Source organism: Variovorax sp. Varisp36 (assembly GCF_047304235.1).
GTDB lineage: Bacteria > Pseudomonadota > Gammaproteobacteria > Burkholderiales > Burkholderiaceae_C > Variovorax.
In genome coordinates, this window is sequence record NZ_JBGLYU010000029.1 from 43,327 (window position 1) to 58,699 (window position 15,373).

A 15,373-nucleotide genomic window follows, 5' to 3' on the forward strand; every position below is an offset into this window, starting at 1 on the left:
CTACGATGCAACGTAGCGCACACAACCTCACGGAGACACCACGCCATGCCGCTCGATCTTTCAACTTCTTCCAGCCTGCCCCGCGACGCCGAACGCGCCACCCTCGTCGGCCGCCTCTGGCAACCCGGCGTGGGCCCCGTGCTGGTGGCCGTACACGAAGGCGGCCTGTACGACCTGTCGAGGCTCGCGCCGACCATGAGCGACCTGCTCGAAGGCAAGGAGGCGCCCGCCGAAGCCGTTCGCCGTGCATTGCGCAGCGCACCGCGCATCGCCTCGCTCGACGAGGCCATCGCCAACAGCGACGAGAGCGCACGCGACGCCGGCAAGCCCTGGCTGCTCGCGCCCTGCGACCTGCAGGCCATCAAGGCCAGCGGCGTCACCTTCGTCGCGAGCCTGCTCGAACGCGTGATCGAGGAGCAGGCGCGCGGCGACGCCTCGAAGGCCGAGGCCACGCGCGCGGCCATCGGCGGCGTGCTCGGCGACAACCTCGCCGACATCGTGCCGGGATCGCCCGAGGCCATGAAGGTCAAGGACGTGCTGATCGCGCAAGGCGTGTGGTCGCAGTACCTCGAAGTCGGCATCGGCCCCGACGCCGAGATCTTCACCAAGGCCCCGGTGCTCGCCGCCGTGGGCACGGGTGCCGATGTCGGCATCCATTCGGGTTCAGTGTGGAACAACCCCGAGCCGGAGGTCGTGCTCGCCGTCAACAGCCGCGGCGAGACACTCGGCGCCGCGCTCGGCAACGACGTCAACCTGCGTGACTTCGAAGGCCGCAGCGCACTGCTGCTCGGCAAGGCCAAGGACAACAACGCCTCGTGCGCGATCGGCCCCTTCATCCGCTTGTTCGATGCGCACTTCGGCATCGAGGACGTGCGACGCATCACCGTCGCGCTGGAAGTCACCGGCCCCGAGGGTTTCACGCTCGAGGGTTCGAGTTCGCTGTCGAAGATCAGCCGCGATCCGCTCGATCTCGTGGCGCAGACCGTGGGCAAGCACCACGCCTACCCTGATGGCTTCATGCTGTTTCTGGGCACGATGTTCGCGCCGACACAGGACCGTCACGGGCCTGGGCAAGGATTCACCCATGTCGTGGGTGACCGCGTGCGCATTGCCGCGCCCGAACTCGGCGCCCTCGTCAATCGCGTGGTGCACGCCGATCAGGCGCCGATGTGGACTTTTGGCATCAGCGCATTGATGCGCAACTTGGGTGAACGCGGACTGCTGAGTGTGAACATGTAGACGTTCTGTTTGAGTTTTAAAAGGAGTTGTACTCCTTTGTGATTCATATGGTTCGCGTTGCAGTCTGTTGCTGTTGACCGCGCCTCTTGTTCCCCTCAAGATCGCTGCTGTTGAGAAACGGTTGAACAAGGGAGAAGAGGTTGTCGACGAGCGAGATCGATCTATTGCAGTTGCCTGTGGAAGGCCCGCTTTCCTGCGGGGAAGACCTGGAATACGACCCCGATTTCATGGCGTTGCACCAAGCAACAACAGGTAAGCGCGAGCAGCAATTCGGCTCGACGATCATCCCCGCGGAGCCGCCCGACTGGGCACGCGTGGAGCGCATCGCGAAGCAGCTGTGCACACGCACGCGGGACCTGCGCGTGCTGGTGCCCCTCACGCTGGCCTGGACCGAAAACCGTGGATTGCCGGGCTACGTCGATGGGCTGCAACTCGTCGATGCCGTGCTGCAGAAATTCTGGAACGACGTGCATCCGCGCGTCGTCGATGGCGACTTCGAAGATCCGCTGCCGCGCATGAATGCACTGGCCGCGCTGGCCGAAGCCGAGGGACTCGGGCGCAGCGTGCGCGATGCCCGGCTGCTCGAGGACGGCGGCGCATCGATGAGCCTGCGACAGGTCGAAGCCTTGCTCGATTCGAGCAAGACCGACCATCAGATCGATTACCCGGGCGGCATTGGCCGGCTGCGGGACGCGGCGCGGCGCGCGCACGAGAAAGCGGCGCCTCCGGTGGTGGCGTTGCGCGCGGCGCTCGACCTGCTGCGGCGCATTCGCGAGACCTGCGAGCGCGCGCTCGGCCAGAGCTGGGCGCCGGACTTTTCGCGGCTCGAGCGCTCGCTGCGCACCGTGGTCCAGCTGTTGCCCGAACAGGCGCAGGACGCGGCAGCCGTGGCCGGTGAAGCGCGCGACGGCGCCGACGCGCAAGGGGCGGGTGCTTCGGTGCCGATGGCGAACGGGGCCGCCGCGGCCACCGCCAATGGCGGCACCGGCCCGCGCACGGTGCTGGTTAAAGATATTGAAATATCGACTCGTGATGATGTGCAGGTGGTGTTGGAGAAGGCCTGCCAGTACCTGGAGCGCATGGAGCCCAGTCATCCGGCGCCCATGCTGATACGAAGAGCGCAGCGGCTGATGGACCTGAACTTCTTCCAGATCATCGAAGAGCTCGTGCCCGAGGGATTGCAAAAGATAGAGAGCCTTGCAGGACGTCCGCTGAACGCTGGGGGCAGCACGGAATAGCAAGGCGAAAGCCATCGGGAGCTCCGCGGGCCGGCAGGCCACCGGGATCGCACCCACACGCATTACAGATTCAAGAGGAAGCTTATGGCAGACAACCGTGTCAGAAACAGTGGTCAGAAGTTCATCGCGCGCAACCGCGCGCCGCGTGTGCAGATCGAATACGACGTCGAGATCTACGGCAGCGAACGCAAGATCCAGCTGCCCTTCGTGATGGGCGTCATCGCCGATCTCGCGGGCAAGCAGATCGACCCGATGCCCGACCTCGGCGAGCGCGAGTTCATGGCGGTGGACATCGACAACTTCGACGAACGCATGAAGTCCATCAAGCCGCGCGTTGCCTTCCAGGTGCCCAACACGCTCACCGGCGATGGCCAGATGAACGTCGACATCACCTTCGACAGCATGGACGACTTCTCGCCCGCGCGCATCGCCCGCCAGGTCGGTGCGCTGCAGCAGCTGCTCGAAGCGCGCACCGAGCTGTCGAACCTGCTCTCGTACATGGACGGCAAGAACGGCGCGGAGCAGCTGATCGCGCAGGCGCTGCAGAACCCCGGCCTCCTCAAGTCGCTGGCATCGGCGCCGAACCCGGCCGTGGCGAAGGCGGTCGAAGCCGCGAACGAAAAGGCCGGCGCCCCCGGCACATCTTCAGAGTAAGCGCGAGCAGCAAGGACCGCCATCATGAGCACCGCATCCAATCAGAGCGCCGCGCGCGCACCCGCCACCGTCGAAGCGCTCGAGCCGAACGAGTTCGCCGACCTGCTGCAGCGCGAGTTCAAGCCCAAGACCGACCAGGCCCGCGAGGCGGTGGAGAACGCCGTCAAGACGCTGGCCGTGCAGGCGCTGGAAAGCACCGTCACCGTCTCCAACGATGCCTATCGCACGGTGCAGGCCATCATCACCGAAATCGATCGCAAGCTCTCCGAGCAGATCAACCAGATCCTGCACCACGAGGAGTTCCAGCAGCTCGAAGGCGCTTGGCGCGGGCTGCACTACCTCGTGAACAACACCGAGACCGACGAGCAGCTCAAGATCCGCGTGATGTGCGCGTCCAAGCGCGAAGTGGCGCGCTCGCTCAAGCGCCACAAGGGCATCGGCTGGGACCAGAGCCCCCTGTTCAAGAAGATCTACGAGGCCGAGTACGGCCAGTTCGGCGGCGAGCCCTTCGGCGCGCTGATCGGCGACTTCCACTTCGACCACAGCCCGCCCGACGTCGAGATGCTCAGCGAAATGGCCAAGATCGCGGCCGCCGCGCATTGCCCGTTCATCGCGGGCGCCTCGCCCACGGTGATGCAGATGGACTCGTGGCAGGAGCTGTCGAATCCGCGCGACCTGACCAAGATCTTCCAGAACACCGAGCACACCGCATGGCGCTCGCTGCGCGACTCGGAAGACGCGCGCTACATCGGCCTGGCCATGCCGCGCTTCCTGGCGCGCCTGCCGTACGGCGCGCGCACCAACCCGGTCGACGAGTTCGAGTTCGAGGAAGAGACCGACTCGGCCGCGCATAACCGCTACACCTGGGCCAACTCGGCCTATGCGATGGGCGTGAACATCAACCGCTCGTTCAAGCAGTACGGCTGGTGCACGTCCATTCGCGGCGTGGAGTCGGGTGGTGCGGTGGAGAACCTGCCCACCCACACCTTCCCGACCGATGACGGCGGCGTGGACATGAAGTGCCCGACCGAGATCGCCATCAGCGACCGGCGCGAGGCCGAGCTCGCCAAGAACGGCTTCATGCCGCTGGTGCACCGCAAGAACTCCGACTTCGCAGCCTTCATCGGCGCGCAGTCGCTGCAGCTGCCGGCCGAGTACTACGACGCCGATGCCACGGCCAACGCGAACCTCGCGGCGCGCCTGCCCTACCTGTTCGCCTGCTGCCGCTTCGCGCACTACCTGAAGTGCATCGTGCGCGACAAGATCGGTTCGTTCCGCGAGCGCGAGGACATGGAGCGCTGGCTCAACGACTGGATCATGAACTACGTCGACGGCAGCCCCGGCACCTCGTCGCAGGACACGAAGGCAATGAAGCCGCTGGCGGCGGCGGAAGTCCAGGTGGAAGCCATCGAGGACAACCCGGGCTACTACGCCGCCAAGTTTTTTCTCCGGCCGCACTATCAGCTCGAAGGGCTGACGGTGTCGTTGCGGCTGGTTTCGAAGCTGCCATCCAACAAGAAGGACAGCAGCTAATTCAACGGTGTCCCGTAATCGGGCACATATAACTTTGGGGGTTAATCATGGCAGTAGACATGTTCATGCGCGTCGAAGGCGCAAACGGCGAATCGAAGGACTCGAACCACAAGGAGTGGACGGACATCAAGTCGTTTGCCTGGGGAGCGACGCAGCCTGGAAACATGGTCAGCGGCGGTGGCGGTGGCGTTGGCAAGGCCAGCTTCAATGACCTGCAGGTGCTCGCGCGCATCGACAAGGCGGCACCCTCCGTCCTGAAGAACTGCGCCAGCGGCAAGCACCTGAGCAAGGTCGAGGTTTCGGTGTGCAAGGCGGGGGGCTCGCAGATCGAATACACACGCGTCACGCTCGAGGAAGTGCTGGTCACCTCGGTGCAGTACACGGCAGAGCAAGGCTCCGACGCCGTGTTCGTGCAGTACGCCTTCCAGGCCGCGAAGGTGAAGCAGCAGTACTGGGAACAGACCGACAAGGGCGGCAAGGGCGCCGAGACGGTCCTGGGCTGGAACATCAAGGAAAACAGGGAATCCTGATTTCCCTTTTCCCGATGCGCGGCCGGCCCGGCGGGCCCCCCGCGACGTTTTCCCGACGGCCTTCGCGGCCGTCTTTTACACACTGGCCTTTCGCGCCGTGTGCCAGTCAGTCAGCGAGGAAGCTTCATGGGCGATGGGTTTGCAGTGCTGGGCGAACGCTCCGTGGCCGAGCACACCGAATGGGTACAGCGGCAGATCCGCGCCAGTCCCCAGAATGCCAGCCTGCGTCTTGCCCTGTGCCACTTTCTCGCCCTGCGCGGCGACTGGCAACGGGCCGAAGACCAGCTCAAGCTCGCCACCAAGCTCGATCCCACTTTCACGCCTGCCAGCGTCACGTGTTCGATGGCGCTTGCGGGTGAGCGCCACCGCAGCGACTTCTGGTCCGGCGGGCGCGCACCGGCCATCGTCTGCGGCAATGCGGACTGGGTCGAACAGCTGATCGCCGCCGCCGCATTGCCGGCCGACCGCGCCGATGAAGCCGCTGCTCTGCGCGAAACCGCGCGGCAGGCCGCGCCCGCATTGCACGGCGCGCTCACCAGCGTCGACCGTTCCGATTCGCGCGCTACCCAAGCGTTCGACGGCGAACCGGTGGAGCGCAGCGACTTCGCCTGGCTGTGCGACGGCGACGTGCGCATCGGCCCGGTGCTGGAGCTGCTCACGCCTTCGGGCTATGCATGGCTGCCCCTGCCCGAGGTGCGCCGCATCAAGTTCTCGCGCCCGCAGCACCTGGTCGACCTGCTGTGGGCCCCCGCCGAGCTCGAGCTGCACGATGGCCGCGCGCTCAACGGCCTGGTGCCGGTGCGCTACCCGGGCTCGCTCGAAGGGCTCGACGACGAGACCACGCTGGGCCGCCGCACCGACTGGCTGCCGCTGGCCGGCGAAGATCAGTACGCGGGCCTGGGGCAGCGCACGCTGATCAGCGAAGCCGGCGACCATTCGCTGCTCGACCTGCGGCTCATCGAGTTCGCACGGGAGGCCACCGACGCATGAGCGCCATGATGGACACCGACGGCGACCAGCAGGAAAGCGTTGCACGCGACCGCCTGCAGCCGGTGCTGCTCGATCGCCTCACCGACAAGACGCCGCAGACCCGGCAGGAGCGCGCGGGCGCCTTCCTCATGAGCGGCAGGCTGCTGCGCGACTCGGTGCTGCGCGACCTGCAGTGGCTGCTCAACACCACCAACTTCGGCGCGGACCACAACATCAACACCATGCCCCGCGCGCGCCGCTCGGTGCTGAACTTCGGCGTGCGCGGCTGGGCTGGCGGGCGCATGTCGGAGGTCGACTTCGCCGACGTCGAAGCGGCCATCCGATCGGCCATCATCGACTTCGAGCCGCGCATCATGAAGGACAGCATCGACGTGCGCTGCGTGACAGATGCCACCGACCTCGAACACCACAACCTGCTCGCGCTGGAGATTCGCGGCACGCTGTGGTCGGTGCCGTACCCGATCGAGTTCATCCTGCGCTCGGAGCTCGACCTTGAAAGCGGGCACATGGTGCTGCGGCCCACCGGAGGCCTCTGATGGATGCCAGGCTGCTTGACTACTACAACCGCGAACTCACCTACATGCACGAGCTCGGGGCCGAGTTCGCGCAGCGCTACCCGAAGATCGCGGGCCGCCTCGGCATGCGCGGCATCGAGGTCAGCGATCCGTACGTGGAGCGCCTGCTCGAAGGCTTCAGCTTCCTCACGGCGCGCATCCAGCTCAAGATGGATGCGGAATTTCCGCGCTTCTCGCAGCGGCTGCTCGAAGTGGTGTACCCCAACTTCCTTGCGCCGCTGCCCGCGATGGCCGTGGTGCAGATCGACGGCAACCTCAACGAAGGTTCGCTGAAGGCCGGCTACGAGCTGCCGCGCCACACCATCCTGCGCGGACGCATGATCAAGGGCGAACAGACGGCCTGCGAGTTCCGCACCGGCCATGCCGTCACGCTGTGGCCCATCAAGATCGCCGAGGCCGGTATCGGCCCCGTGCCGGCGGAGATCGCGCATGCCATGCCGATGGTCGCGCGGCAGGCGAAGAGCGCGATCACCATCAAGCTCGAAGCCGTGGGCGGCGCACGCTTTGCCGACATGCCGCTGGATCGGCTCGAATTCTTTCTCTCGGGCGCGGAGCTGCATGCGCTGCGCGTGCTCGAACTCGTGGCGCACCACAGCGTTGGCGTGGTTTGCCGCAGCGGGCCGGGCAGCACCGCGCGCATCGTGCCGCTCGGCGACGAGGCCGTCAGGCACGAGGGCTTCGACCCCGACCAGGCGCTGCTGCCCTACGACGCGCGCTCGTTCCAGGGCTACCGGCTGCTGCACGAGTACTTCGCGTTTCCCGACCGCTACCTGTTCTTCAGCGTGAACAAGCTGCGCGCGGCGGCCGCGGCCATGGGCGGCACCACGATGGAGATCGTGATCCTGCTCGATCGCGCCGACGCCGACCTCGAACGGTTGGTCGACGCCAAGCACTTCTCGCTGTTCTGCACGCCCGTCATCAACCTCGTGCCGCGCCGCAGCGACCGCATTCCGGTGGGGCCGGGCCAGCATGAGCACCATGCGGTGATCGACCGCACACGCCCGCGCGACTTCGAGATATTCACCGTCGAACGTGTCACCGGCCACATGGCCAACGGCTCCGAAGAGCGCGAGTTCCGCCCCTTCCTCGGCTCGTTCGCGGCCGACGACGGCGACTTCGGCGCCTACTTCTCGCTGCGCCGCGAACCGCGACTGGTGTCCGACCGCGCACGCGCGCAGGGCACGCGCACCAGCTACACCGGCAGCGAGGTCTACGTGTCGCTCGTCGACCAGCACGACGCGCCCTTTCCGCACAGCCTGCGCCACATCACGCTCGACGCGCTGTGCACCAACCGCGACCTCCCGCTGCTGCTGCCGACCGGACTCGAATCGGACTTCACGCTGCGTGTGTCGGCGCCGGTGCGCGCCATCCGCATCCTGCGCGGGCCCTCGCGCCCGTACCCCGCATTGGCCGAGGGCGCGCTGACCTGGCGCCTCATCAGCCACCTGGGGCTCAACTACCTGAGCCTCACCGACGTGGATGCGGCGCAGGGCGCAGCCGCGCTGCGCGAGATGCTCGACCTATATGGCAACCTCGCCGACCCCTCTGTGCGCCGCCAGATCCAGGGCGTGCGCTCGATGGCGCTGGCGCCGGTGTTCCGCCGCCTGCCGGAGCCGGGCCCGATCGTGTTCGGGCGCGGCGTGGAGGTGGCACTCAAGATCGACGAGGTCGCCTTCTCCGGCGCGAGCCCTTATCTCTTCGGCGCCGTGCTGGAGCAGTTCTTCAGCCGGCACGTGTCGCTCAATGCCTTCACCGAGTTCGCGCTGTCCAGCCTGCAGCGCGGCGAGATCGCGCGCTGGACGCCGCGCGTGGGACGTCGGCCTGCCGTATGAGCGAAACCGGCTTCACTGAAGGAATGCAGCAGGACGCGCCGGCCGCCAGTGAAGGCGAGGTGGTGCTCGATACGGACGAGATTCGACAACACGACGTCGCGCCGCCCGTGCCCGGCACGGCGCCACGGCGCGGCGTGCCCGAGGTCGATCCGGTGCTCTGGGCCAGGCTGTTGGAGCAGCCCTTCGAGCACGACCTGTTCATGCTGCTGCGCCGCCTCGACGCGCAGGGCGACCATCCGCTGCTGGGCCGGGCACCGCGTCCGCTCGACGAGCCGCTGCGCCTCGGGCAGGAGCCCTCGATGGCGTTCGCGCCGTCGAACGTGTCGGGCGTCGATGTCGACAGCGATGGACCTCCACGCATTTCGATCTACGGCTTCGGCCTGTTCGGTCCCAACGGCCCGCTGCCGCTGCACCTGACCGAGTACGCGCGCGAGCGCAAGCGGCATCACGCCGACGACACCCTCAGCGCGTTCGCCGACCTGTTCCATCACCGGCTGATCCTGCTGTTCTACCGGGCCTGGGCCGACGCGCAGTCGGTCAACAGCCTGGACCGTCCCGACGGCCATCGCTTCGTCGACTATGTGTCCAGCCTCATGAACATGGGGCAGCCCGGCCTGAAGGAGCGCGACCGCATCGCCGACCATGCGCGCACCTTCATGGCGGGGCACCTCGTGCGCCAGACGCGCAACCCCGAGGGCCTGATCCAGATCCTCAAGCTCTACTTCGACGTGCCCGTGCACGTCGAGGAATTCGTGAGCGACTGGGTGATGCTCGACGAGCACCAGGTCAGCCGGATCGGCCTTTCCGGCCGCAACCAGCGGCTCGGCGGCGGCGCCACCATCGGCCTGGCCGTGCGCGATGCTCAAGCCAAGTTCCGCCTCGAACTCGGGCCGCTCTCGCAGGAAGAGTTCCGCGAGTTCCTGCCGGGCAGCAAGCGGCTGCAGCAGGTGGTCGACTGGGTGCGACAGTACGTCGGCATCGAGTTCGCGTGGGATCTGCGGCTCGTCCTGAAGAAGCAGGACGCGCACGGCATGCGGCTCAACAGCAGCCAGCGTCTCGGCTGGGGCAGCTGGCTCGGCACGCGCATGTCGGACACCGACGCGGGCGACATGGTGTTCCAGCCCGAAGCATTGTTTTCCCGTTCCGCTCCTTCTTCCATGGGTTTATGACCGACATCCGCCGCGTCTCTCTTTTCTCCAAGCTCAACCCGATGCTCTACAAGGCATTGGAGACCGCCACCGCCTTCGCCAAGCTGCGCGGCAACGCCTACGTCGAACTCGTGCACTGGCTGCACCAGATCCTGCAGCTGCAGGACAGCGACATGTTGCGCATCGTCAAGCGCGCGGGGCTGAACCTCGATGCGATCGAACAAGACCTGGTGCGCGCGCTCGATCGGCTGCCGCATGGCGCCACATCGATCAGCGACATCTCCGAACACGTCGACAACGCCGTCGAGCGCGCATGGGTCTATGCGAGCCTGCGCTTCGAGGCCACCTCCATCCGCGGTGCGTACCTGCTCGCGGGCATCATCAAGACGCCGGGGCTGCGGCAGGTGCTTTCGGGCATCTCGCGCGAGTTCGACAAGATCGTGCCCGACGTGCTGGTGGCGCAGCTCGCTGCGTGGACCGAGGGGTCGCCCGAAGACGACTTCGACGCCGCACCGAGCGCAGGCGCGGCAGGCGGCGCACCCGCGGTGGCGCACCACCAGGGCGATGGCCCCGCGGCAGGCGGCTCTGCACTCGCCAAGTATGCGAGCGACCTCACCGCCAAGGCACGCGCGGGTGAGCTCGATCCGGTCTACGGTCGCGACGACGAAATCCGCCAGATCATCGACATCCTGATGCGCCGCCGGCAGAACAATCCGCTGCTCACCGGCGAGGCCGGCGTTGGCAAGACGGCCGTGGTCGAAGGCCTGGCCTCGCGCCTCGCCGCGGGCGATGTGCCGCCTTCGCTCAAGGACGTGTCGCTGTGGGTGCTGGACCCCACGCTGCTGCAGGCCGGCGCGGGCGTGAAGGGCGAGTTCGAGCAGCGGCTGCGCCAGGTGATCGACGAGGTCGAGAAGAGCCCCAAGCCCATCGTGCTGTTCGTCGACGAGGTGCACACACTGGTCGGCGCCGGTGGCACGGCCGGCACCGGCGACGCGGCCAACCTGCTCAAGCCGGCGCTTGCGCGCGGCCGGCTGCGCACCATCGGCGCGACCACCTGGTCGGAGTACAAGAAGTACATCGAGAAAGATCCGGCGCTCACGCGGCGTTTCCAGACCATCCAGGTGCACGAGCCCACCGAGCCCAAGGCGGTGATCATGCTGCGCGGCATCTCGGCCGAACTGGAGAAGCACCACGGGGTGCTCATCCTCGATGCCGCGCTCGAGGCGGCCGTGAGCCTGTCGCACCGCTACATTCCCGCACGGCAATTGCCCGACAAGGCCGTGAGCCTGCTCGACACGGCCTGCGCGCGCGTGGCGCTGAGCCAGCATGCGCTGCCCGCCGCCATCGAAGACCTGCAGCGCCGCATCGAGGTGCTGGGCATCGAGTCGGGCATCGCGGGGCGCGAGGCGGCCATCGGTGTCGGTGAGCACCAGCGCGTGGAAGACATCGCGGCGCAGGTCGCGCAGGCGCAGGCCGAACTCGAGGTGCTGGAGAAACGGCGCGTGGAAGAAAGCGCGCTGGTCGAGCGCATCGTGGCCTTGCGCAAGCAGCTCTCGCCGGCCGCGGTGCCGCAGGCGCGGGCCGAGGCATCGGACGCGCAGGAAGTGGAAGCTGCGAACGTCGATGCGGACCCCGACGCGCCACCCGCCGAACTCCAGCGCACGACCCAGGAGATTCGCGCCGAACTCAACGAAGCACAGGACAAGCTCGTGCAGCTGCAGGGCGAATCGCCGCTGATCCTCGCGGCCGTCGATGCGCAGGCCATCGCCACCGTGGTGGCCGACTGGACCGGCATTCCCATCGGCCGCATGGTGCGCGACGACGCGCAGTCGGTGTTGAAGCTCGGCGAGATCCTTTCGGCCCGCGTGGTCGCGCAGCCCGATGCGCTGGAGACCATCTCGCGCCGCATCCGCACCGCGCGCGCACGGCTCGACAACCCCAACAAGCCGGTCGGCGTGTTCCTGCTGTGCGGCCCCTCGGGCGTGGGCAAGACCGAGACCGCGCTGGCGCTGTCGGAGGCGCTGTACGGCGGCGAGCAGAACCTCGTCACCATCAACATGAGCGAATTCCAGGAGTCGCACACCGTCTCCACGCTCAAGGGCGCCCCGCCCGGCTACGTGGGCTATGGCGAAGGCGGTGTGCTCACCGAGGCCGTGCGCCGCCGGCCTTACAGCGTGGTGCTGCTCGACGAGATCGAGAAGGCCCACACCGACGTGCACGAGATCTTCTTCCAGGTGTTCGACAAGGGCTGGATGGAAGACGGCGAAGGCCGCCACATCGACTTCCGCAACACCGTGATCATCATGACCTCCAACGTCGGCACCGACCTGGTCATGCAGCTGTGCGAAGACCCGACCCTGCGCCCCGACCCCGAGCCGCTGGCCACCGCGCTGCGCGAGCCGCTGCTCAAGGTGTTCGCGCCGGCGCTGCTCGGCCGTCTAGTTGTAGTGCCTTATTACCCGTTGCACGCCGAGGCATTGCATCGCATCATCCGCCTCCAGCTCGATCGCATCGCGGCGCGCCTTCAGGCGAACCACGGCATTGCATTGGCTTACGACGACAGCGCCGTCGAACTCGTGGCGCGCCGCTGTACGGCCATAGAGTCGGGTGGACGGATGATCGACGCGATCCTCACGCACACGATCCTTCCGCGATTGAGCGAGGAAGTCATCGGCGCCACGGTCAGTGCGCGCAAGCTCGCCGGCGTGCAGCTGAGCGCGGCGGGCGACGATTTTCACTACGAATTTTCTGAGCACCAAGCGTAGAAAGGGAGAGCTCCATGGCCAGAGTCGTCAAAGCCCACACACCGCTCGCGGAGGACCAGTTGCTGTTCCGCTCGATGCACGGGACCGAGGGCCTCTCGCAGCTGTTCGAATTCGAGATCGATCTGCTGAGCCCGACCGTGTCGCTCGACATGAAGTCGGTACTGGGCAAGCCGCTCACGCTCGAAATACTGACGGCAGGCCAGCCTCGTTTTCTGAATGGACAGATCGTCCGGTTCACGATGATCGGCAAGGAGGGCGGCGGTTCGCGCTATGTGGTGTACCGCGCCACCGTGCGACCCTGGCTCTGGTACCTGACGCGCACCAGCGACTGCAAGATATTCCAGAACAAATCGGTCGTCGACATCCTCGAGGAAGTTTTCGCCGACTACAACTTCGCGTTCGAGAAGAAGCTCAGCGGAACCTACCGCCAGTGGGAGTACTGCGTGCAGTACCAGGAGACCGACTTCGCCTTCGTGAGCCGGCTGATGGAGCATGAAGGCATCTACTACTACTTCAAGCACGAAAAGAATCAGCACACGCTGGTGCTGGCCGATGACATGGGCGCGCACGAGACCCTGCCGGCCTATCCGAAGATCAGCTACCTCGCGGCCGACCGCGACGCGGACCCGCTGCAGGAGGTGATCGACCAATGGCAGGTCACCGAGGAAATCCGCCCCGGCACCTACGTGGTGGACGACTACGACTTCAAGAAGTCGAGGGCCGATCTGCTGAGCATGCGCAGCCAGCCGCGCGGAAACGCACACGACACCTACGAGATCTACGAGTGGCTCGGCGGTTTCAGCGAGGCCGAGCAGGGCGAGCGCTACTCGCGCATCCGGCTCGAGGAGGCGCAATCGCAGGCCGAGCGCGACGTGGGCCACGCCAGCGTGCGCGGCATGGCGCCGGGCTACCGCTTCACCATGCAGAACTGTCCGCGGCAGGACGACAACCGGGAATACCTGATCGTGTCGGTGTCTTATGCGCTGCGCGAAGGCGGCTACGACACCGGTGCGGCCGACAGCTCGTACAGCTTCGATTTCGCGGTGCAGCCGACCTCGTATGCGTTCCGCGCGCCGCGCGTGACGCCGATGCCCCGCACCAACGGACCGCAGACCGCCACCGTGGTGGGTAAGGCGGGGCAGGAGTATTGGGTCGACCAATACGGCCGCGTGAAGGTGCAGTTCCGTTGGGACCGCTACGGCAAGAGCGACGAGAACAGCTCCTGCTGGGTGCGCGTTTCCAGCGCCTGGGCCGGCTCGAACTACGGCGCGGTGAATCATCCGCGCAAGGGCCAGGAAGTGATCGTCGATTTCATCGGCGGCCATCCCGACCGGCCGATCATCATCGGCCGCGTCTACAACTCGGACCAGATGCCGCCGCTCGAGTTGCCTGCAAAGGTCACGGTGAGCGGCTTCGTGAGCCGCAGCCAGGACGGGACGCCGGCAAATGCCAACGAGTTCATCCTGGACGATGCGCCGGGCTCCGAGCTGGTGCGGATTCACGCCGAGAAGAATTTCGAGATCGATGTGGAGGCCGATGAAACCGATACGGTCGCAGGCAAGAGAACCACGACCATCGAAGGCGCGGACAACTACACCACCAACACCTCGCTGGACGAGACGATCAACGGGCCGCACACGCTGACGGTCAACAAGGGCGGGCCGCAGAAGATCACCGTCAACGGCGGCGACCAGTTCATCAAGGTGGATGGGGGCAACCAGCAGGTCGATGTCATCGGGAATCAGACCATCCATGTCACCGGCACGCGCACAGACACGGTCGACAAGGGCGAGACCAAGACCATCGGCGTGTCGTTGACGGAACAGATCAACGGCCCGCAGGGCACCACCGTCGACGGCAAGTACACGGAGAAGTCCAAGGGCAAGGACGTCACCGTGACCGGCCTCGAGACTTACCACGTCACATCGGACAGCAAACGCACCATTGGCGGCACGGAGCTGATCGACGTCACCGGCACGACGACGATCAACTCCAAGGGCAAGCTGACCATGCGCAGCACCGACGCCGACGTGGAGATCACCACCCCGACCGAGTTCAAGGTGAATGCCAACGTCATCAACCTGCATTCGGACCACAAGGACGTGAGCTACACGAACTCGCTGCACACACACGCAGGCAGCACGATCACGACGGAGGCCGAGATTTCGATCACCTCGAAGACGCCCTTCTCGTTTTCCATCGCCTACGCGAATTCCTTCACCTACGCCTCGCTGTCCGAAACCATCAATGCCGTCAGCACCAACATCGGGGGCGCCAGTTTCGACTTCAAGGTGTACAGGCTGTCGAACCGGGCACTCAACTTCGACAACGGTGCCAAGATCAAGGTCGGGGCGTTCAAGGTCATGCTCAAGGGCCTGTTCGTGTGCACATGACCGGCGCATCGCCGTCCCTGCGAATGAAGTGGCTGGGTGCGGTCCTGCTCGCGGTGGGCGCCGTTCCGATGGTGGTGCTCGCCGGCGGCCTGGGCCTGGGCCAGATGGGTGCGTGCATCGGCCTGATGCTGTTGGGGTCCTTCCTGCTGTGCGGTGGATGGGATCTCTTTCAGGTCTCGCGCCGCGAGGCGGCGAGCGAGACGCTCGACGGACGTGCGGACGGCGTGATCGTGGCGAGCGAGATGGGTGGAAGCTATAGCGATCTCAGCCCCCTGATCACGTTCACCGTGGCGTTCCGGGACGCGGCTGGCGTCCGGCACAGCGTGAGCTTGCAGAAGGTCATTCCACTTAACGAGCTGACCCTGTACGGCATCGGTTGCGCGGTCGAGGTCCGCTATGCGCCGGACCATCCGGCACAGAGCGCCTTGATCTTTCCGGCGACCACCTCCCGTTCGCCCTCTTCTTCCTCTTCCTGA

12 protein-coding genes are annotated in these 15,373 nt (G+C 66.2%); all 12 read left to right on the forward strand.

Translation table 11 applies throughout. The annotated features are described in order from the left end of the window. Positions 1-45: 45 nt before the first annotated feature. Complete coding sequence (locus tag ACCD11_RS17905) at positions 46-1,239, forward strand: fumarylacetoacetate hydrolase family protein (RefSeq protein ID WP_007831861.1); 1,194 nt, start codon at positions 46-48, stop codon at positions 1,237-1,239. 140 nt (positions 1,240-1,379) lie between these two features. After that, entirely contained in the window at positions 1,380-2,477 is a 1,098-nt protein-coding gene (tssA, locus tag ACCD11_RS17910; protein WP_413314900.1) for a type VI secretion system protein TssA, read from the forward strand. Positions 2,478-2,561: 84 nt separating this feature from the next. Then, positions 2,562-3,131 (forward strand): type VI secretion system contractile sheath small subunit, encoded by a 570-nt coding sequence (tssB, locus tag ACCD11_RS17915; RefSeq protein ID WP_007831857.1) that lies wholly within the window; start codon positions 2,562-2,564, stop codon positions 3,129-3,131. Between the two features lie 24 nt (positions 3,132-3,155). After that, positions 3,156-4,664 (forward strand): type VI secretion system contractile sheath large subunit, encoded by a 1,509-nt coding sequence (gene tssC / locus ACCD11_RS17920; RefSeq protein ID WP_007831855.1) that lies wholly within the window; start codon positions 3,156-3,158, stop codon positions 4,662-4,664. 47 nt (positions 4,665-4,711) lie between these two features. Next, the gene (locus ACCD11_RS17925) at positions 4,712-5,194 is read left to right on the forward strand and encodes an Hcp family type VI secretion system effector (protein WP_007831853.1); all 483 of its coding nucleotides are present in this window, start codon (positions 4,712-4,714) and stop codon (positions 5,192-5,194) included. Between the two features lie 126 nt (positions 5,195-5,320). Beyond that, positions 5,321-6,184, forward strand: a complete 864-nt coding sequence (locus ACCD11_RS17930; RefSeq protein ID WP_413314901.1) for a type VI secretion system accessory protein TagJ — start codon at positions 5,321-5,323, stop codon at positions 6,182-6,184. A gap of 8 nt (positions 6,185-6,192) precedes the next feature. Next, on the forward strand, positions 6,193-6,720 hold the full coding sequence (gene tssE, locus ACCD11_RS17935; RefSeq protein WP_042673168.1) for a type VI secretion system baseplate subunit TssE: 528 nt from the start codon (positions 6,193-6,195) through the stop codon (positions 6,718-6,720). Then, entirely contained in the window at positions 6,720-8,591 is a 1,872-nt protein-coding gene (gene tssF / locus ACCD11_RS17940) for a type VI secretion system baseplate subunit TssF (protein ID WP_413314903.1), read from the forward strand. Before tssE ends, tssF begins: the two co-directional genes overlap by 1 nt. Further along, positions 8,588-9,760 (forward strand): type VI secretion system baseplate subunit TssG, encoded by a 1,173-nt coding sequence (tssG, locus tag ACCD11_RS17945; protein ID WP_007831838.1) that lies wholly within the window; start codon positions 8,588-8,590, stop codon positions 9,758-9,760. Before tssF ends, tssG begins: the two co-directional genes overlap by 4 nt. Continuing rightward, positions 9,757-12,504: a type VI secretion system ATPase TssH gene (gene tssH / locus ACCD11_RS17950; protein ID WP_413314905.1), complete on the forward strand. Its 2,748-nt coding sequence runs from the start codon at positions 9,757-9,759 to the stop codon at positions 12,502-12,504. Before tssG ends, tssH begins: the two co-directional genes overlap by 4 nt. Positions 12,505-12,518: 14 nt before the next feature. Next, positions 12,519-14,897 (forward strand): type VI secretion system Vgr family protein, encoded by a 2,379-nt coding sequence (locus ACCD11_RS17955; protein WP_413314906.1) that lies wholly within the window; start codon positions 12,519-12,521, stop codon positions 14,895-14,897. Continuing rightward, complete coding sequence (locus tag ACCD11_RS17960) at positions 14,894-15,373, forward strand: DUF3592 domain-containing protein (protein WP_413314907.1); 480 nt, start codon at positions 14,894-14,896, stop codon at positions 15,371-15,373. The genes ACCD11_RS17955 and ACCD11_RS17960 overlap by 4 nt, the downstream gene beginning before the upstream one ends.

Coding starts and splice junctions, on each gene's coding strand:
- ACCD11_RS17905 (WP_007831861.1), top strand. CDS start 46: ATGCCGCTCGATCTTTCAACTTCTTCCAGCCTGCCCCGCGACGCCGAA.
- tssB (WP_007831857.1), top strand. CDS start 2,562: ATGGCAGACAACCGTGTCAGAAACAGTGGTCAGAAGTTCATCGCGCGC.
- tssC (WP_007831855.1), top strand. CDS start 3,156: ATGAGCACCGCATCCAATCAGAGCGCCGCGCGCGCACCCGCCACCGTC.
- ACCD11_RS17925 (WP_007831853.1), top strand. CDS start 4,712: ATGGCAGTAGACATGTTCATGCGCGTCGAAGGCGCAAACGGCGAATCG.
- ACCD11_RS17930 (WP_413314901.1), top strand. CDS start 5,321: ATGGGCGATGGGTTTGCAGTGCTGGGCGAACGCTCCGTGGCCGAGCAC.
- tssE (WP_042673168.1), top strand. CDS start 6,193: ATGGACACCGACGGCGACCAGCAGGAAAGCGTTGCACGCGACCGCCTG.
- tssF (WP_413314903.1), top strand. CDS start 6,720: ATGGATGCCAGGCTGCTTGACTACTACAACCGCGAACTCACCTACATG.
- tssG (WP_007831838.1), top strand. CDS start 8,588: ATGAGCGAAACCGGCTTCACTGAAGGAATGCAGCAGGACGCGCCGGCC.
- tssH (WP_413314905.1), top strand. CDS start 9,757: ATGACCGACATCCGCCGCGTCTCTCTTTTCTCCAAGCTCAACCCGATG.
- ACCD11_RS17955 (WP_413314906.1), top strand. CDS start 12,519: ATGGCCAGAGTCGTCAAAGCCCACACACCGCTCGCGGAGGACCAGTTG.
- ACCD11_RS17960 (WP_413314907.1), top strand. CDS start 14,894: ATGACCGGCGCATCGCCGTCCCTGCGAATGAAGTGGCTGGGTGCGGTC.